We start from the raw sequence: 18,502 nt of genomic DNA, 5'->3' as shown, positions 1-18,502 counted from the left end.
TCAATTATAAAAATATTCTGGTCCTGTAATAAGAACCAAAACTGATATAATTTATAGAACCAGTTTTAAGGGAGGTCCAGATGTTTGAAATCACTCTAACTCTAGAAAAAACAAAAAAAGAGCCGTTATATCTTCAGTTGTATGAATATATTAAAGTGGAAATTCAGAATGGACAAATAAATGCTGGAATTAAATTACCTTCTAAACGAAAGCTTGCCGTTCATTTAGGAATAGGCTTGAATACAGTGGATGCAGCTTATCAGCAGTTAATAGCAGAAGGATATGTGGAAAGTCGTTTAAGGAAAGGTTATTACGTAGCTGATTTAGAACGGATACTACCTATAATGGAACAGTTGCCTGTTTCACAGGGAATGATATACCCTCAACGTGAAACGAGCAAGATAGATTTCAACCATGGACGGGTGGACATAGACTCTTTCCCGCATTCCGTGTGGAAAAAATGTTTAAATAATACGTTGTATCATCAGGAAAGAGAATTGTTTATAAGTGGTGATTCTCAAGGGGAAGTTGGTCTCCGAACTGAGATTGCTGCCTATCTTTTTCAATCAAGAGGAGTTCGCTGTGTTCCTGATCAAATCATAATCGGTGCAGGTACACAGTATTTAATCCATCTACTACGGTTACTTCTTGGAAATGAGCGGATCTTTGGGGTGGAAGACCCTTGCTTTCATCGGGTTAGGGAGGTATTGAGGTTGGGGGGAGCCCATATGACATTCATTCCGTTAGATGAAAGTGGAATGAGTGTTGACACTTTGAAAGAGAGTGCTGCGAATGTTGCCTATGTCACACCTTCCCATCAATTTCCTTCCGGCATGATCATGCCGATAACTAGAAGGGTGGAATTATTGAATTGGGCGGAGAAAAACAACGGCTATATTATTGAAGATGATTATGACGGGGAATTCCGTCATGCAGGCAAACCAATTCCTTCCTTACAAGGATTGGACATAAATGGAAGGGTTATCTACTTAGGTACGTTTTCAAAATCGTTGATTCCAACGATTAGAGTGGGCTATATGGTGTTACCAAAGGAGTTAGCTATTATTTATCATGAAAAGTTAAAAGGTTACAAACAGACCGTTTCTAGAATGATTCAAGAAACGCTCTGTCTTTTTATGAAAAATGGACATTGGGAACGCCATCTGAATAAAATGCGTACGATTTATCGTAAAAAAAATAAGGTGTTACTGAATGCAATTGAAGAGAATTTTAATGATCGTGTAACTGTAATTGGTGAAAAGTCAGGGTTACACGTTCTGTTAAAAGTGAAAAACAGCAGCACTGAGTCAGAGCTCATTCAAACGGCTGCTAGTGTCGGGGTGAAAGTCCATCCAACTTCGGTTTATCATTCAAAGAAGGTAAAAGAGCCGACTATTTTAATTGGGTATGGTGGTTTAACCGAAAGGGAAATCGAAGAAGGAATCCGACTTTTAAAAAAGGCATGGCTTTAGCTCGTTGCTTACTCAAAAGAGGTCAATGGAAAAGGCCATGACTATCACTTCTTTCACAATAATATAAGGCACCAATTCAGTTCCTTATATTATTGAGGATTTTAAGGACCGTCTGGAAAAATAAGTCCTGCTCTTCTTCAGTAATGCCATCCAGGGCTTTTCCTTCAATCTTTTCTGCAATCTTAAGGCATTTTGTATGTACTTCTTTGCCCTTGGGAGTCAGTTCGATTCGCTTTTCCTGTTCATCTTTTCCAGGGACCTGCTTAATCATATTATTCTGTTCCATGCTGTTGACCGAACGTGTGATGATAACACTATCTACATCCAAGTAATTGCAAATATCGGGGATGGTGGAATATCCACAGTTCTTTAAATAATTCAAGATTGTCCACTGATTATGATAAATTTCAAGGGTTGTAATTTGTTCATTCATTTTACTAACTAATGATCTGGATACTTGTAAATATTGATGAAATAATTGAGTAGGGTTCGTCATATGATTCTCCTTTATAATGGTTGACCAATCCATTATATTCTTTAATTCTTAAAAGTCTATTGTAAAGAATCATTCATTTCAGTCAATGTTTTTTTTGGAAGCGAGGGGAGGGAAGAGAAGTATAATAGTAAAGCCTCCCTAAATCATTTTAAATCAATCAAGAAGCAAATAAAAACTGACAGACGAATCCTTATAAAGAATGGCTTTTTTTATTTTTCCATGTAAATGTATACCGTTATTTTTAGATTGAATTTTGATGGACAATATACTTATTATCAAGACAAAAATAAAATTCGGGTAATAAAAAATGAGAATTGTGAAATGAAATGAAAAAACATGATATCTACATCTTGCCGCCAGAAAAGATAGCTGCCAATTGGGGTGACTTACAACATGATTTCTTAAAGAAAAAACCAGCCTTAGATTGGCTGGTTTTTTCTTTAAAATCTTTCGCTGGTGGAACGTTGTTTAGTTTCTTTTTTATTTCGTTCTTCTTCTCGTTCATATTTAATTTCATCAATTGGTAAATCTTCAATGGGCATGACAACTTGGTCACGCTCTAGCTGCTTTTCTTGATTCTCTTTGAATGCCTTAGATTTATTGTTACGCTCTTCAAGAAACTTTTCTTTATCTTTGTTATCCAATGTCAATCCCTCCTTTTCTTTGTTTCTCTTTTTCCCCTTATTGAGAAAATAAAACGTATAAGCGAAATATATGGGATATTGTCTCATAAATATAAGGAGAAACAAGAAAGTGCTAGGAGGGTTTATTTAGTGAATGTTGCTTTGTTTTTTCGCTGGTTTTGGAGGGGTGTTCTCTTATTAGTTATACTATTTTTAATTCCCTACTCATGGGCATTAATTTTGGCGTTACTAACAGCTATTCTTTTGGATGGATTAGTTCGCCTAATTAGTAAAACATTAAAACTACATCGCCTTTGGGCCGTTTTAATTTCTTTTATTTTGTATGTAGGCGGGCTCATGAGCATCACATATTTTTTGCTTTCAGTTTTAATCAAGAGAGTCATTGTCTATTCGGAGAAATTTCCTGGTTTTATTCGTGAGATGTATCTGACGGCTATTCTGCCGGTTATTAGGCAATGGGAGCAATATTCTCAAACATTGCCGCCAAACCTCATTCAGTCGATTGAAAATACGATGGAAAAAGGGGTCAAAGCGCTTGAAGGGTTTACAAAGGATTTTGTTCAGGATATGGTCCAATTTGTTACACTTGTTCCTGGATTTTTCATTGATTTTTTGATTTATTTAATCGCTTTGTTTTTGATCAGCCTAGAATTACCAAAGCTAAGAAAAAAGGCTTTCCTTTATTTAAAGACGTCCACATATCAAAAAATATCACTAGTTTATCAAGATTTAAGTATGGCAGCAATAGGCTTCATTAAGGCTCAAATCTTGTTAAGTTTATTCACGTTTATCATGGCTTATACGGGACTATGGTTGTTAAATGTGAAATATACGATGTTATTGGCACTACTAATAGTTGTAGTGGACATTCTTCCTATACTGGGGACAGGATCTGTACTTGTTCCTTGGGCCATTATTGTATGGGCACAAGGAAACCATCATCTTGGAATCGGCCTAATTATCTTATTCTTGGTCATAACTATCATAAGAAGAACGATTGAACCTAAGGTCTATTCAGCGAATATGGGATTAACTCCATTGGCCTCGTTAATCAGTCTTTATTTAGGGTTTAAGATGCTTGGTTTTATTGGGCTTTTCCTAGGGCCGGCAGTCCTTATCGTTTATAACACCTTAAAAAAATCAGGTGTTATCAAGCCTAACTTTAAAATTTGAAAGATTGTTAGAGGTTTTTTGCATGATTTCTTAAATTAGACATATCTTTTACCGCTTTTCCTTGTCCGTTACATTGATTGCAGTTCCGTGAAAAAAATTGTAGATAGCGGGTTTTCCCTTTCCCTTTGCAGTGCTGGCAAATGGTTATGAGTTTCATAAGTCCTCACTCCTTCATAAAATATAGCTTCTCTAACAGTATGAAACAATAAAGGTTGAACTATACTTAATGTTGTCAATCAAAATAATAAGCTGGGTTTTCTTATATAATATGTGAGATATTTGTTTGATGTACCTAAATCTAGAGGATAAAGTGTTGAGGGATTAAAATACCCCCCGCTCATTTAGAGCGGGGGGGCATTTTATCATGAAACAATTTCAGTTTGCGATATTATCGGAAATTCTTTTACTTCGCCCACGACTTTTGCTGGTTTATATATTTCAATATAGCAGATATGGTGGTCTTCCATTTCTTTTATTTTAAAGTGATAGGGACCATAAGTCAGGATATCACCTTGTTTGGCTTCGTAATTCTCAGTAAGAATCCATCCGCCCATGGTATCAATATCTTCATCGTTGATATCCAGTCCCAGTAAATCATTCACTTCACTTACTAATACCTTTGCATCGATAATATAATGATCTTCTTTTAATTTGCGAACATCCGGTACTTCATCCAAATCGAATTCATCTCGAATATCACCAACAATTTCCTCAAGAATATCTTCAACGGTTACCAAACCTGATGTGCCGCCGTATTCATCCATGAGGATAGCCATGTGAATACGTTCTTTTTGCATCTTTAAAAGTAAATCATGAATCGGAATACTGTCAATGACACGGATAATAGGGCGAACATATCTATTTATCGTTGTCGATGCCTGATTACTTTTATCTATCATTTCAGTGAATAGTTCTTTGATATTCACCATTCCAATAACATGATCTTTATCGCCGTCGATGACAGGATAGCGAGTAAAGTTCTCTTCAGTCATTATGGTGAAAAATTGTTGAATCGTATCATCTTTAGATATCGTAGCGATTTCTGTACGTGGAACCATGATTTCTTTTGCAATTCGATCATCGAATTCAAAAATTTTATTCACATATTTAAACTCTGATTGGTTAATTTCGCCACTTTTGTAGCTTTCGGAAACAATGATACGAAGCTCTTCCTCTGTATGAGCCAAATCATGTTCAGAAACTGCTTTTAATCCGAGCATTTTTGTTAGCGTCCTTGCAGAGCCATTTAGTACCCAGATGAAAGGATACATGACTTTATTGAATGCAATTAAAGGTTTAGCAACAAATAAAGTTACCTGCTCTGCTTTTTGAATCGCCAATGTTTTCGGTGCCAGTTCTCCAATAACTACATGTATGAAGGTAATAAAAGAAAAGGCAATCGCAACTGAGAGTGCATGTGAAGCTGATTCAGGAAGGTTTAATTGATTTAAAAGTGGCCGCAAAATGTGTTCAACTGTCGGTTCTCCAAGTACCCCAAGCCCTAAAGCAGTTATAGTAATTCCGAGCTGGCATGTTGATAAATATTCATCGAGGTTGGATGTGACCTGCCTTGCAGAAACAGCATTTGGCTTGCCTTCTTCAATTAGTTGATCGATCCTCGTGCTTCTCACTTTAACAATTGCAAACTCCGTAGCTACAAAAAATGCTGTTAAAGCAATTAAAATGGCAATAAGAACCAAGTTTATTATGTCCAAATAGTCTCCCTTAACTCGCCTCTGAGACGAATAAGGAGTCCACCTCCTACATTTTTAAAATATACAAGTATATTTTTTTTTGCTTGCTAAATACTGTCGGGAGTCACTTAACGAGCTGCAAGTTTTAAGAAAAGCTATATGTGTATCAGCTCGAATTCCCGTTTTTAAATGATGAAGAGAATACTAGTGTATGTGATTAGCGATGCGCAGACGGGAAAAAGAAGAATTTCTGCTTGAAGAAGTGCACAAGCTTTTCAAAAGTATGCCCTTGTTCGTCAGGCAAAGCAGCGTCCGTCCGTCAAAACGAACATTCTTTAATATCCCATCCAATCACCTCAGTTTAATAAATTTAAATACTTTCATTATAGAAAGAGTTAGTCATTCAGTCAAACAGCTTACGACTCCTTAAATCCGGTATATTCCTTGTAAAGGATCACTTTGATCTACTAATTAGCGATTTTTGACTATTTCCTCTGCTTTATCGCATTTATGATAGAATATTCAGAAAACAAAAGGGCTGTTCTCACAAAAATTGGTTAGTTTCATTATTTTTTAGATTGTATAAACATATTCTATAGAAACTGGACAGGTTTATGCATTTTAAAAGGAGGTGGGGGTCATGAAGATCATAGAAAAAATGACAGCGATTATTGCTGGAAGCATGCTAGTAGGGGTGGGAATCAATTTTTTTCTGATACCTTATCATTTATTAGATGGTGGCATGATAGGAATTGGGCTGATTTTTCATTATTATATAGGGCTTCCAACAGGGCTGGGTGTGATTTTGAGTAGTATTCCATTATATATATATGCATGGTATTTTGAAAAAAAACTATTTGTTAACAGCTTGCATGGCTTACTTTTTTCCTCCTTATGTATCGATATTTTTTCCGAGGCAGTCATTGAATGGAATCTTCCTGTTTATGTTAGTGCAATAATTGGAGGAGGATTGATTGGGCTTGGGATTGGACTCATGCTTCGGTATGGAACATCAACAGGTGGAACGGATATGTTGGCTCAAATCCTTTCAAGAAAGAGCGGGCTAAATGTTGGATTGTTAATTTTCTTTATTGATGGATGTGTTCTTCTTTTCGGACTAAGTGTGGTCGACATTTCTATCTTTATTTATTCATTTTTAACGATTATTGCTGTAGCTCTGCTGACTTCAGTGACCGTAATGCGGACTGCATGATGAAAAATTGTATAAAAATCTGAAATTAGGGAAGGATGGGCAATATGAAAAGGACAGATTTTGGGTCTAATAAATAGTAAAGGAACGTTATAATGAAAAAACTCTATGTGTGTACTGCGTTGTTATTTATGTTAGCCGGCTGTCAAGAGTCTGAAATGCCCGAGGATAAAGAAGTGAATACTGTTATTCCAGAATCAATGGAAGCATCAATCGTCATTAAAGGGAAATTGGTTCCTGGCAAAGAAGTAATCCTTGAAACAACAGTAAAACAAGGAAGTAATTTGGTAAATGAAGCTGGTGAGGTTCTGTTTGAAGTAAGAAAGTCGGGACAGGACAAACGGGAAATGCTGGAGGCGAAGAATACAGGAAGTGGTACATATCAAGTGATGCATACGTTTAATGAACAAGGGAAATATTATGTGGTTGCCCATGTAACAGCCAAAGGGCTGCATGTGATGCCGGAAAAAGAAGTTGTCGTTACGGATCATGAAAGTGAAGGCGCATCTGCTCATCCAAGTACGGATGTTTCAATTGATTTTCAAAGTAACCCTGTGAAGGCAGGAAGCAGTTCGAACTTTGAAACAACTGTAGAATTGAATGGAAAGCCTTTGACAAATGCAGATGTGAATTTTGAGGTGTGGAAAGAAGGTAGCGAAGAAAGCCATTTCACCAAAGCTAAAGAAGAGGAAAAAGGAAATTACCAAAATAAGGTATCTTTTGTTGAACCCGGCACCTATAAAGTTCAGGTTCATGTTGAAAAAGACGAAGTACACGAGCATCGATTGCAAACAATTCAAGTTAATTGACAAGTGTTAACATGACACTGTATGGTTTTTCAATTCAATTCTTTAAATAGGTTTTATATATTCGTTATTTGGGAAGTTAAAGGATAAAGATACAGCAGAAAGGGAGAGTAAGTATGACTAACGAAATAATCAAGAAGTATAAAAATCTCGGGATTCATATTGAAAAAACGAAATCTCGTCAGGAGATTTTCACTAATGTTTATCAAAATGACTCATCCTTACTCACCACAGCTGTTTTTTCTCAATTTCAACAAAAACGGGATCTAAAAGAATATTAATGCAATGAGACCGGAGATAATTCCAACTGGTCTTTTTTTTGTGCTTTCGGGAATGAATTCCTTAATGAAGAAGAGAATACTCCATGCAAAAAATCGAATAGAACGTTATGTGCTGCAATAGGATAGAAGGACAAACATTTTGAAATTAGCCTTAAGGGGAGTCCGATTGCATGATGTCACAGCTTATTATGACGATATTAAATTGGTTTGCAGGAATGGGGTATATAGGTGTTTTATTAGGTTTGATGGTCGAAATCATCCCGAGTGAGCTCGTTCTCGGATACGGAGGCTATTTAGTTGGTCAGGGTAAAATGAACTTTTGGGGGGCTGTCCTTGCAGGTGTAGTAGGAGGGGCGATAGCGCAATTATTTCTCTATTGGGCGGGTTATTTCGGAGGACGGCCATTTCTTTTAAAGTATGGGAAATATATTTTAATAAAAGAAAAACATATTGTAATGGCTGAAGAGTGGTTCCATCGTTATGGGGTTGGAGTGGTTTTTACGGCTCGTTTCATCCCGGTCGTCCGCCATGCTATTTCTATCCCTGCAGGAATTGCGAGAATGTCTGTTTGGAAGTTCATCTTTTATACGGTTGCTGCTGTAATACCTTGGACCATTTTATTTCTAACCTTAGGAAGGATTCTCGGGGAGAATTGGCAGCAGATTAGTGAGATTACTTCTCCCTATTTAATTCCTGTAGCTGGTTTTTCCTTTGTTCTTATCATTCTTTATATTATTTGGAAAAAAAAGAGTACACCTCCAATCGTAACGGTCAAGAAAATGGGCCGGTTTTCTGAAAAGTGATCACTATAAAAAACAGCCTCGTAAAATTTACTTTTACGAGGCTGTTTTTTATTCGTTATCCTTGAGGAAGGTCTTCTTCAAGAGGTAGCTGTTCGACCTTTTTTGTCACTTCAATATAACGAATGGCGTGATCTTCCATTTCAATCACCTTAAAGCAAAATCCGTCTTTTTCCATGATGTCGCCAACATTTACATCATAATTCTCCGTTAAAACCCATCCACCGATTGTATCAACATCATCTTCCTCTAAGTGAATGCCGAGTAAATCGTTCACTTCCTTTACAAGAAGTTTAGAGTCTAAAATATAGTGCCCATCCTTAATTTTTCGGATGGATGCGACTTCATCAATGTCGAATTCATCGCGAATTTCACCAACGATTTCCTCAAGGATATCTTCAACCGTGACAAGACCGGAAGTACCGCCGTATTCATCCATCAAGATAGCCATATGAATGCGTTCTTTTTGCATTTTCAGCAGTAAATCATGAATCGGAATATTTTCCATGACCCGAATAATTGGGCGAGTATAATTTTCAATTGCTTTTGAATGGATTTCTCGATTCTTAATAAGATCTGAAAAAACTTCCTTTAAGTTGACTAAGCCGATAACATGGTCTTTATCACCTTCGACAACAGGGTACCTGGTGTATTTTTCTAGTTTAGCCACATCGACGAATTCTTGTACCGTTTCATCTTTTGAGATGGTAAGAATCTCCGTCCTTGGGACCATGATTTCTTTGGCAACACGGTCATCGAAATCAAAAATGTTACTTACATATTTAAATTCTGATTGGTTAATCTCTCCACTTTTATAGCTATCAGAGAGGATGAAACGCAATTCTTCCTCTGTATGGGCAATTTCACTTTCAGAAGCAGGCTTGAAGCCAAGCAATCCGACAACAAAACGAGAAGAATGATTTAATACCCAGATGAAAGGAAAGGCAATCTTATGGAAAAGAATCAATGGTTTGGCGATAGCCAAAGTCACTTGCTCAGCCTTTTGGATAGCAACGGTCTTTGGAGCCAATTCACCCACAACGACATTCAAAAATGTTATCAGTGAAAAGGAAATGACAAAAGCTAGAATGCTTGTGACTTCGCCTGGGAAATTCAAGGCCCCGAATAAAGGTCCTATCAATTTAAGGATGGTGTCCTGTCCAAGCCACCCTAACCCTAGAGCAGTCACGGTAATTCCAAGCTGTGTGGCTGATAGGTATTCATCAAGATCAGATGTAACCTTTTTGGCCGCAATGGCTTTTCTGTTGCCTTCTTCTATCAATTGATCAATTCTTGAGCTTCGCACCCTGATAATTGAAAATTCTGAAGCCACAAAAAAAGCAGTTACAGCGATTAAGATAATTACTATTATAAAACCTAAAATGTCCAAATAGTGTGGGACTTAATTGAATCGTTTGTTATGTCGAACGATTTAATTTTCCCAGTCACCTCCCAAAACCAATAATGAATGAAATGTTGTTATCTTATCAAATGTTAGATGAAAAATAAATATCGTTTTGTCTAGTATGAAAATTTATGATGTTTTTTATTTTCAATCTATAGGGTCATTCACCTCGATTAGTAGTGGAACCTAACTATTAGTATAAGTAACTATACTCGAATCAGTCAAAATTTTTACACTAATGGATCCATGGATATAACGGATATTATACTTTATTTTGTTTTTATTTGTATTGAGAAAGTCGTTAAGAAATCTGTTGAATGGCATGTTAAGGTTCCTTGATGTTTTAAAACAATCTCTTTACAAACGAATAGTCCTAATCCTGTACCCCTTTTTTTAGTTGTAATAAACGGTTCGAAAATATTTGGTTGAACCTCTTCAGGTATCTTAGGGCCATTGTTTGAAATATTTAAGGATAAAATACCGGATGGTGATTCTGAACCGGAAATGTATATGGATGGTGAAGGCATTCCCGCAACCACATCAAGAGCATTTAAAATGATATTTAGTAAAACCTGACGAAATTCCTCTTTAGAACCAGAAATCACGGTATCATCAGCGATATTACAAGTTATGGAAGCATTTACTTCCAAAATGCTAGGATATAAAAATTCAATCACTTCATTTACTAGCTGGGCAATAGAAAATAGATCCGGTTGTGATTCAAAAGTTTCTTTCTTAGAGATATTAAGAAACTGAGTAATCCGATAATTGAGCTGATCTAATTCTTTTGAAATAATATCTAGGTATTTTATCTCAGGCTGTTCTGCTTGTAATAATTGAATAAATCCCATGATGGAAGTAAGTGGATTTCTGAATTCGTGAACAAAGCTTGAGGTCATTTGGCCTAGGAGTGTCAAACGGTCCTTATGGTTAGGGCTTATAAACTGATAACGTGCTTCAAGCTCCTTCGTTTTCAATTCGGTAAAATAGGATAATGCATATTGAATGAGTTTATCGAAGTAAGCGTTAATTTGATGAATTAGATCGGATACTTCTTCTTTAGTTGCCTCAGAATTTAGAACGTGATCAATGATGATGGATCTACCGATAGCCGCAGTGGCACAGAAAATTTCCATATTTAGCTGCTTCTTAACTCGATCAGATGCAATTTTTTCTCCTACGACCTTCAGTACATCTCCTATGTCAGTATCTGATTTTCCAATCTGATCAATTAGCAGGTTAAAAATATTTTCTACTTCTCCTTTAAAATACCCTATATATCCATCCGGTAAATGCAACAGCTCATCATTCCATTTGGAAATGATACTGCCTTTTTGAGAAGATAAAAAGTGAATGGTCATTTCTCGATTAGATACCATTTTGCCCTCCATACTGTAGGAAAATGAATTTTCTTTGAGCTTAAGATTTATGGTTTAGAATAAAATTACAAAATATCAAAATAATTACATTGTGCTTTTATGATAACAGATTACCGTTCTTTAAACATGCATCAATTGGATAAATATTCGGCAATTAAGTAGGAAATCCCTTTTTTTGACACAGTTTTATTACTGTGAGTAGTGGATTATAAAGATAAAAAAGGCATCCGTAAAATTAATGACGGTTACCTTTTTTTGGGGAATGTATATGGTTCGATATGAACAATCACATGTTGAATATTATATTCTTTTAAAAGGTTTTCCTCGATTTTCACCGTAATATCGTGGCTTTGGATGACGGTCAAAAGTGGGTTTACATGAACGGTAGCTTCGAGTAGAATTTCACTACCATGCATACGAGCTTTAATTTCACTCATGTTTTTAACACCTTCTGTTAATAAAATGGTTTGTCCGATTTGTTGTAGTAGCTGCTCGTCAAAACCATCGGTTAAAGAGATAGAAGCATCACGGAAAATATCCCAAGCTGTTTTACAGATGATGATTCCAACTACTAATGCAGCTATTGCATCTAGCCAGAAAATCCCTATCTTAGTACCTAAAATTCCTATAGAAGCACCAATACTGACCAGAGCATCAGACCGATTATCCTGTGCAACTGCATAAATGGAGGCGCTGTTAATTTTTTTGCTTAATGCTAAGTTGTAACGATAAATCCCGTACATAAAAATTGCGGAGAATATAGCAACATAAGCAGTCAGCATATTGGGAACCGTCGTTGAATCTTGATAGAAGAAAGATTTTACAGCACTAAAAATAACCTGCAGGCCAACTGTAATCATAATGAAGGCAGCTACTAACGAGGCTACAGTTTCCGCTCGCAAATGACCATATGAATGATTATCATCAGGTGGTCGCTTAGATATTTTTAATCCAATCAATACGGCTATGGAAGCGATGATGTCGGTTGTGTTATTTAAACCATCTGCCCATAGTCCCTTAGAGTCTCCAAAATAACCAAATGACAATTTAAGAGCAGACAAGAATATGTAAGCGGCAATACTGATATAGGCGCCTTTTTCAGCTGAAATTGAATGTTTATCCATGTCTATTCTCTCCCCAGTGTAAATTAGCCTTAATAAAGATATCAAAACAAACCTTAGTGAGTCTATAGAAAAATTGTCGTATTAATCCATCTAACTTGGTTAATAGCAGATGTATTGAACAAATGTAAAGAAGTTGGTTTAAAGAAAGAATATAGCCATTGTTAGGGATGGAAAGTTATAATAGTATTTGCATTTTCTTGTCTGCTCATTAGATAGAAACTAGTAGTATATTTTAACCGAGGATTAAAAATTAAATACTTCCAGAAGGGGAGCCAAAAAGGCTGAGAGTGAACCTGTAGAGTTCGGACGTTTTTCGGTTCCACTGCGACAAACAGCCAGTGCCATTTATACTGGGACTTATATGCAATTAGTTTTATTTTATCGGTAGTTGTCGCGCTGATGCTTTATTCGGCAGCTTCGAAGGTATTATTGAAAAAAAGCCGGATTCTATATCGAATCCGGCTTTTTTTGACGAATATCCAAACAAAGCCGGCACAAGAATGAGCCGGCTCCTTTTTACTTTGCAATAAATACCGAACAGGGGGCGTTTTTGGCGATGGAACTACTTGTACTGCCAAGAAAGAATTTTTCCAGCCCGCTTTTTGCGCTATTACCGACAACGATGAGGTCAGCCGCAGTTCTTGCTGCATAGTCACATACGCTATCAGGCGCATGTCCTTCCAATATTTCGAATTTTCCCTCAACTCGACATTCACTTAGCAATCTAAGTGTATTACTTTCTGCGTTTTGAACACTATTTTGGACAACAGAATGGGTATCATTTGTCTCTTGATGATCCGTTTGTTCAACCTCCACAACGGGATGTGTTTGGACAGGGTCTACATAAAATCCTGCAGCTGGCACAAATCCCGGGGCGGATGCGTTTCCTATGATCCGCTGTTCAACTTTTTCATTTAGGACATGAACAACGGTCAGCTTAGCTTCAGGAAAGGCCTTTTTCAATGTTGCACCATATTCTACTGCCCGTTTACTGTCTTCATTTCCATTAAAAGCGACGACAATATGTTTCAAATCTTTCATTAATATCATCTCTCCCCATTTTTAATGTATTTAAAAGTGTTATACCCACTTTTAAATGGCTTCACGCCTATTGATTGTGTATATTGATCACAAACACATGTAAAGAAGAGTTAGTAAGCATACGCGTACAGGCTAGGGTGAATCTCCAGGCCCTTTCAGTTGAGTAGTCTGTTTTTTATAACTTTATAAATAAAAGGAGTAAGGAAGTGAATTTCAGGAGTAACCCGTTATAAGAAAAAAGAGAAGAGACCATTATGTCTCTGCCTTTTAGTCAAACGACGAGTTTTCTTTTATAAAAAGGGTAAAATATTTTTAATGAAGCATGTCTTAGATGGGAAAATGGGGGTTCAAATGAGAGGGTTAGTGAAAATAGGTCTGATTATTATATTGGCAATGGTAGTTTTTGGTGCCGGTTTACTATTTTATTTCAAGCAAGGTGCAGATATAAGTCTTCTACAAAATCATCTTCAGCAACCGACAGAGATCTATGATCTCGACGGAAATCTTGCCAGTACTATTACGGGCAATAAATCTGAAGGTGTTGCAATAGAGGAAATACCAGATCATATGAAACAAGCGGTTGTATCCATTGAGGATCATCGTTTTTATGAACATCATGGCATTGATTATCAAGGAATTTTGCGTGCCTTAGTTAAAAATGCGAAGGCAGGAAGTATTGTCGAAGGAGGGAGTACGCTTACCCAGCAGCTTGTGAAGATTACGATGCTGGAATCGGAACGAACTCTGAAACGGAAGGTAGAAGAGTTTTTTCTTGCTCAGGAAGTCGAAGATAAGTATACAAAAGATGAAATTCTAGAAATGTATTTGAATCAAGTCTATTTCGGGCATGGGGCATGGGGAATCAAAAAGGCCGCGAATATTTACTTTTCCAAGGAGGTCTCTGAATTGACCGTTGCCGAGGGGGCATTGCTTGCGGGTGTCATTAACCTTCCATCCAAACTTGATCCATACAAAAATTTAGACGGTGCAATGAAACGACGTGATTTAGTTCTTTCAAGAATGGCCGAACATGGGTATTTGACGGATGATGAAGAGGCTGCGGCGAAAAAAGATGAAGTGACTCTTCTTCAGGGTGAGCAAATGGCTGATCCATTAAAAGGAAAGTATCCTTATTTTGTCGACCATGTTCTGTCGGAGGCATCCAGTAGGTATGGAATAGAGCTCGAGGAGTTGCTTACAAAGGGCTACAAAATATACACAACACTAGATCAATCCATGCAGCAGGCCACAGAAACCGTTTATGCCAACGATGCCAATTTTCCAGTTGGGACTAGTACAGATGAATTGGTTCAAAGCGGGGCAATCCTCCTTGATCCGAAAACAGGAGGGATCAAGGCTTTAGTCGGCGGCAGAGGTAAACATCAATTCATGGGATATAACCGGGCAACCCAATTGACGAGATCTCCTGGCTCGGCCATTAAACCGCTTGTTGTTTACACGCCAGCAGTTGAGGAGGGTTATGATATCACCACTCCTTTAAAGGATGAAAAAATGAGTTTTGGGGAATATGAGCCAACAAATCTAAGTGGCATTTATAAAGGAGAAGTACCGATGTACGAAGCGATGATGAATTCATTAAACGTACCTACTGTATGGCTATTAAATGAGATTGGTATCGATAAGGGATTGGATTCACTTAAGCGGTTTGGGATTCCATATAAAAAAGGTGACCGAAATCTAACAATTGCTTTAGGGGGCATGGACAAAGGGGTCTCCCCGCTGCAAATGGCAGGAGCCTTTTCCACTTTCGCCAACGATGGAAAACGATTGGAGTCGCATGCCATTATAAAAATAGAAAATATCGAGGGAAAAGAGGTAGGGGCTTGGGAAGAAAAAGCCATCAATGTAACCTCTAAGGGCGTCGTCGACAAAATGAATACAATGCTGCTTGGTACAGTAGAATATGGCACAGCAAAAAATGCAGCTGTTTCCGGTTATGAAGTTGCAGGTAAAACAGGATCCACACAAGTTCCAATCGAAGGAATATCAGGGGTTAAAGATCAATGGTTTATCGGTTATACACCTTCGTTAGTCGGTGCTGTCTGGGCCGGGTATGATAAGACTGATGAAAAACATTATCTGACGACACATAGTAGTGAGGGGAGTGCGATTATTTTTCAAAAAATAATGTCGCAGGCTTTACGAAATCAGGCGTCACAATCTTTTAATACACAAGACATCGGGCCGCTTATAGCGGAACAACAGGCACTTATAGCGGAACAACAAGCAAAAAAAGAAGAGGTGCAAAGAAAGCAATATTGGATTGACAAAGGTAATCAGATTCGGGAAGGATTGAATAAATGGAAAGACTGGAAGGTCCCATGGTGAAAGTCCAAAGGGAGCATGGATTACATGCTCTTTTCTCGTTCATTCAGTCACAATAAAAGACTGTCAGATGTTTGACAGCCTTTCATCATTCTTTAAAAAATAAGATTAGCTATAAAGCCTATAACGACAATTGCGCCGATTACCATTAAAATGGTTCTCATTATATACACCCTCTTCTATACGTAGTTAGAATTTATTAAATGTTAACTGTTTGGTTCGATTGAAAACCGAGTTTATTTGAATCATTCTTTTTGCATATAGTCTGTACTTTTTCGAGCATAGCTTGTACATTCTCGCCTTCAAGTATGACTTTCATAGTTGCACACTCCTGAAGAATGAGTACAAAAGAGACAAATGTAGAGAGTTTCTTGGCTTCGACTAATTTATGGTTGCAGATAAAATAGATATTACCTTTAAATTCTTTTGTAACTTGATATAAGTTCATAATTTGACGCATGGATAATCGTTTATTTGTTTTAATGTCCGAGGAAATTACTTTATTCATGTTGTCTACTCCTTTTGTGTTTTTATACTTTTAGCAAGCATAATCAAAATGTCAGTTTAGCTACAATTTTTTTAAAAAAGAACAACTATCTTTGTCCTTTTATGTAATTGTTAGCGGGTTATGCTGTATATTTACCCGTGTCAATGAATTTAAAACCTATTAGAAAATTTCAACTTATGAAAGGGAGAAGGAACAATGCTTAAACTTATCAAAAATGGAGAGATTTATGGACCGGATTTTATGGGTCAAAAAGATATCCTATTGGTTGGAAAGCAAATTGGTTACATGGAGGATCAGATTGATGTACCTGTTGATTTTGTTGAAATGGAAGTGATTGATGCGGCTGGTAAAATTATTGTTCCAGGTTTTATTGATGCACATGTCCATATCATCGGTGGAGGAGGAGAAGGTGGCTTTAAAACAAGGACTCCTGAAATTCAGTTAACCGATGCAACATTAGCTGGTATAACGACATTAATTGGAGTCATCGGAACTGATGGAACGACAAGAACGATGCCAGGGTTGCTTGCTAAAGCGAGAGCTCTTGAAGAAGAAGGAATTAGCTGTTATGTTCAGACTGGTTCGTATCAAGTACCAGTCAAGACTCTTACAGGGAAAATTGAAGATGATTTAATTTTAGTGGATAAAATTATCGGGGTAGGCGAAATCGCTATTGCCGATCATCGTTCCTCGCAGCCGACTGCAGCGGAATTGGCGAAACTAGCATCACAGGCCCGTAATGGAGGACTTTTGTCCGGGAAAAGCGGTATCGTCAACATTCATGTAGGTGACAGCAAGAATCATGTACGGGTAATCGAAGAAGTCGTGGAGACAACTGAAATACCGATCACACAGTTTTACCCGACGCATATTAACCGCAATCAGCATTTATTCAATGCGGGGATAGAATTTGCAAAAAAAGGCGGCTATATTGATTTTACGACAAGTACCATCAAGAAGTTCCTAGAAGAAGGAGAAGTAAAGGCAAGTACAGCAATAAAACGAGCACTCGATGAAGGCGTTGATATTCGGCAGATCACCCTCACTTCAGATGGACAAGCGAGCCTGCCTGACTTTGATAGCAGCGGAAATCTGCGCGGTTTGAACATTGGTACGTGTATGTCCTTATATGATGCAGTAGTCGATGCGATTCTCGAGGACGGAGTCACAATAGCCGATGCAATCCGTGTTGTGACTGAAAATCCGGCAAATATTTTAAAGCTCGGTAATAAAGGGCGGCTCGAGGTAGCTAGAGACGCCGACTTAGTTATAGTTAAAAAAGAAACATTTGAAATTGATACAGTAATCGCAAGGGGACAAATTATGGTAAAAGAGGGAATAGCGGTCGTGAAAGGTACATTTGAAAAATAGGGATCACTCCCGTATCCTCGAAGCGGAAAAGGAAATAAAACTTTCTTTCTGTTCTGTTAGAAATGTTAAGGTAGGGCTCCTTAACATAATGAACTTTGATTTACGGTTGATATGTTCATCCACGGTCTTTAGCAAACTGGGCCACTCGATACTTCACTAAATGATGTTAGTTCTTACTTTGTTATCCCTCCTTATCTTAAAGTTGCCTTTGGCGGTGTGGCTGAACTGATTTATCAATCTCTTCGATCAATCAAGTTGAAAATAGTTTTATACAACTAAAGATATAAAAAATACCTCCAAAGTCCCGCAATTCTAACACGGTAAATTTCTTCATTATTGAAATCATTTGTTGCTTCGAGTTCAGATTCTCCTTCCCTAAAACTTACAGTATTGATTGGCCGGATTCTCAAATTAGATGCTCGCAAAAGGTAGGAAAGCGGTTAAGTAAAGAATGGAACAAGTTGTACTTGTTCCATTCTTTTTTTTTGTGCACCCGGTATGGATACAATTTATAGGGTACGCGCCCCCGAAACAATCGAAATTAATTCCATCAAGTTGAAGAAATTATAGTAGTTTGATTTGGATTTTTCCATTAATGTTACGAATTTTCAAAATGAAGGTGAAGTATACGATAACACATTCTAAATAAAGGTAATATACAAAAAATTCATTCTATTTAACATATTATTAAAACCCTTGATGTATTATCCTTTTATATAAGCAAATATAGTTTATGAAGAAGCATTTATTTA

Annotated in this window: 16 protein-coding genes; 8 read left to right on the top strand and 8 right to left on the bottom strand. The window is 37.2% G+C overall.

Annotation, left to right across the window (positions count from 1 at the left end):
* Nucleotides 1-80: 80 nt before the first annotated feature.
* Nucleotides 81-1,472 carry a MocR-like pyridoxine biosynthesis transcription factor PdxR gene (gene pdxR, locus JFU24_RS10610; protein WP_201249934.1) on the top strand — a complete coding sequence of 464 codons (1,392 nt, stop codon included), beginning with the start codon at nt 81-83 and terminating at the stop codon, nt 1,470-1,472.
* Between the two features lie 76 nt (nt 1,473-1,548).
* Here the strand turns inward: pdxR and JFU24_RS10605 are convergent, their stop codons facing one another.
* Both JFU24_RS10605 and JFU24_RS10600 read right to left on the bottom strand, forming a co-directional pair.
* Complete coding sequence (locus JFU24_RS10605; RefSeq protein WP_201182153.1) at nt 1,549-1,968, bottom strand: MarR family winged helix-turn-helix transcriptional regulator; 420 nt, start codon at nt 1,966-1,968, stop codon at nt 1,549-1,551.
* Nucleotides 1,969-2,408: 440 nt separating this feature from the next.
* Complete coding sequence (locus tag JFU24_RS10600; RefSeq protein WP_053344821.1) at nt 2,409-2,612, bottom strand: hypothetical protein; 204 nt, start codon at nt 2,610-2,612, stop codon at nt 2,409-2,411.
* A gap of 129 nt (nt 2,613-2,741) precedes the next feature.
* On the opposite strand from JFU24_RS10600, the gene ytvI reads away from it, so the two are divergent.
* Entirely contained in the window at nt 2,742-3,785 is a 1,044-nt protein-coding gene (gene ytvI, locus JFU24_RS10595; protein WP_309558681.1) for a sporulation integral membrane protein YtvI, read from the top strand.
* A gap of 362 nt (nt 3,786-4,147) precedes the next feature.
* Here the strand turns inward: ytvI and JFU24_RS10590 are convergent, their stop codons facing one another.
* A complete protein-coding gene (locus tag JFU24_RS10590; RefSeq protein WP_201182151.1) occupies nt 4,148-5,500 on the bottom strand; it encodes a hemolysin family protein in 1,353 nt (450 codons plus the stop codon).
* A 619-nt stretch (nt 5,501-6,119) separates the two neighbouring features.
* On the opposite strand from JFU24_RS10590, the gene JFU24_RS10585 reads away from it, so the two are divergent.
* The 4 genes from JFU24_RS10585 (at nt 6,120) to JFU24_RS10570 (ending at nt 8,579) form a co-directional block, all read left to right on the top strand.
* The gene (locus JFU24_RS10585) at nt 6,120-6,692 is read left to right on the top strand and encodes a YitT family protein (protein WP_207196268.1); all 573 of its coding nucleotides are present in this window, start codon (nt 6,120-6,122) and stop codon (nt 6,690-6,692) included.
* 92 nt (nt 6,693-6,784) lie between these two features.
* The gene (locus JFU24_RS10580) at nt 6,785-7,498 is read left to right on the top strand and encodes a FixH family protein (protein WP_201182149.1); all 714 of its coding nucleotides are present in this window, start codon (nt 6,785-6,787) and stop codon (nt 7,496-7,498) included.
* A 113-nt stretch (nt 7,499-7,611) separates the two neighbouring features.
* Complete coding sequence (locus tag JFU24_RS10575; protein ID WP_157443799.1) at nt 7,612-7,776, top strand: Lmo0850 family protein; 165 nt, start codon at nt 7,612-7,614, stop codon at nt 7,774-7,776.
* 173 nt (nt 7,777-7,949) lie between these two features.
* Complete coding sequence (locus tag JFU24_RS10570) at nt 7,950-8,579, top strand: DedA family protein (RefSeq protein WP_201250902.1); 630 nt, start codon at nt 7,950-7,952, stop codon at nt 8,577-8,579.
* A 55-nt stretch (nt 8,580-8,634) separates the two neighbouring features.
* On the opposite strand, the gene JFU24_RS10565 is transcribed toward JFU24_RS10570, so the two are convergent.
* The 4 genes from JFU24_RS10565 to JFU24_RS10550 form a co-directional block, all read right to left on the bottom strand.
* Nucleotides 8,635-9,966: a hemolysin family protein gene (locus tag JFU24_RS10565; protein ID WP_201182147.1), complete on the bottom strand. Its 1,332-nt coding sequence runs from the start codon at nt 9,964-9,966 to the stop codon at nt 8,635-8,637.
* 284 nt (nt 9,967-10,250) lie between these two features.
* Nucleotides 10,251-11,360, bottom strand: a complete 1,110-nt coding sequence (locus JFU24_RS10560; protein WP_201249933.1) for a histidine kinase N-terminal domain-containing protein — start codon at nt 11,358-11,360, stop codon at nt 10,251-10,253.
* A gap of 245 nt (nt 11,361-11,605) precedes the next feature.
* Nucleotides 11,606-12,484 carry a cation diffusion facilitator family transporter gene (locus JFU24_RS10555; protein WP_201182143.1) on the bottom strand — a complete coding sequence of 293 codons (879 nt, stop codon included), beginning with the start codon at nt 12,482-12,484 and terminating at the stop codon, nt 11,606-11,608.
* 516 nt (nt 12,485-13,000) lie between these two features.
* A complete protein-coding gene (locus JFU24_RS10550) occupies nt 13,001-13,525 on the bottom strand; it encodes a universal stress protein (RefSeq protein WP_201221820.1) in 525 nt (174 codons plus the stop codon).
* Between the two features lie 351 nt (nt 13,526-13,876).
* Here JFU24_RS10550 and JFU24_RS10545 point away from each other — a divergent pair, with 351 nt between their 5' ends.
* Nucleotides 13,877-15,874 carry a transglycosylase domain-containing protein gene (locus tag JFU24_RS10545; protein WP_242485319.1) on the top strand — a complete coding sequence of 666 codons (1,998 nt, stop codon included), beginning with the start codon at nt 13,877-13,879 and terminating at the stop codon, nt 15,872-15,874.
* Between the two features lie 196 nt (nt 15,875-16,070).
* Here the strand turns inward: JFU24_RS10545 and JFU24_RS10540 are convergent, their stop codons facing one another.
* Entirely contained in the window at nt 16,071-16,379 is a 309-nt protein-coding gene (locus JFU24_RS10540; protein WP_056520436.1) for a hypothetical protein, read from the bottom strand.
* A 195-nt stretch (nt 16,380-16,574) separates the two neighbouring features.
* On the opposite strand from JFU24_RS10540, the gene iadA reads away from it, so the two are divergent.
* A complete protein-coding gene (gene iadA, locus JFU24_RS10535) occupies nt 16,575-17,750 on the top strand; it encodes a beta-aspartyl-peptidase (RefSeq protein WP_201249931.1) in 1,176 nt (391 codons plus the stop codon).
* Nucleotides 17,751-18,502: the final 752 nt, after the last annotated feature.

The organism is Peribacillus sp. TH27, from assembly GCF_016650915.1.
GTDB classification, from domain to species: Bacteria; Bacillota; Bacilli; order Bacillales; family DSM-1321; genus Peribacillus; species Peribacillus butanolivorans.
Note: the sequence above shows the minus strand (reverse complement) of the source record. Positions and strands in the feature narration are given on the sequence as shown.

Bases quoted from the DNA above. Each gene is read 5' to 3' on its own strand.
- pdxR (WP_201249934.1), top strand. From the start codon at position 81: ATGTTTGAAATCACTCTAACTCTAGAAAAAACAAAAAAAGAGCCGTTA.
- JFU24_RS10605 (WP_201182153.1), bottom strand. From the start codon at position 1,968: ATGACGAACCCTACTCAATTATTTCATCAATATTTACAAGTATCCAGA.
- JFU24_RS10585 (WP_207196268.1), top strand. From the start codon at position 6,120: ATGAAGATCATAGAAAAAATGACAGCGATTATTGCTGGAAGCATGCTA.
- JFU24_RS10580 (WP_201182149.1), top strand. From the start codon at position 6,785: ATGAAAAAACTCTATGTGTGTACTGCGTTGTTATTTATGTTAGCCGGC.
- JFU24_RS10575 (WP_157443799.1), top strand. From the start codon at position 7,612: ATGACTAACGAAATAATCAAGAAGTATAAAAATCTCGGGATTCATATT.
- JFU24_RS10570 (WP_201250902.1), top strand. From the start codon at position 7,950: ATGTCACAGCTTATTATGACGATATTAAATTGGTTTGCAGGAATGGGG.
- JFU24_RS10560 (WP_201249933.1), bottom strand. From the start codon at position 11,360: ATGGTATCTAATCGAGAAATGACCATTCACTTTTTATCTTCTCAAAAA.
- JFU24_RS10555 (WP_201182143.1), bottom strand. From the start codon at position 12,484: ATGGATAAACATTCAATTTCAGCTGAAAAAGGCGCCTATATCAGTATT.
- JFU24_RS10550 (WP_201221820.1), bottom strand. From the start codon at position 13,525: ATGAAAGATTTGAAACATATTGTCGTCGCTTTTAATGGAAATGAAGAC.
- JFU24_RS10545 (WP_242485319.1), top strand. From the start codon at position 13,877: ATGAGAGGGTTAGTGAAAATAGGTCTGATTATTATATTGGCAATGGTA.
- JFU24_RS10540 (WP_056520436.1), bottom strand. From the start codon at position 16,379: ATGAATAAAGTAATTTCCTCGGACATTAAAACAAATAAACGATTATCC.
- iadA (WP_201249931.1), top strand. From the start codon at position 16,575: ATGCTTAAACTTATCAAAAATGGAGAGATTTATGGACCGGATTTTATG.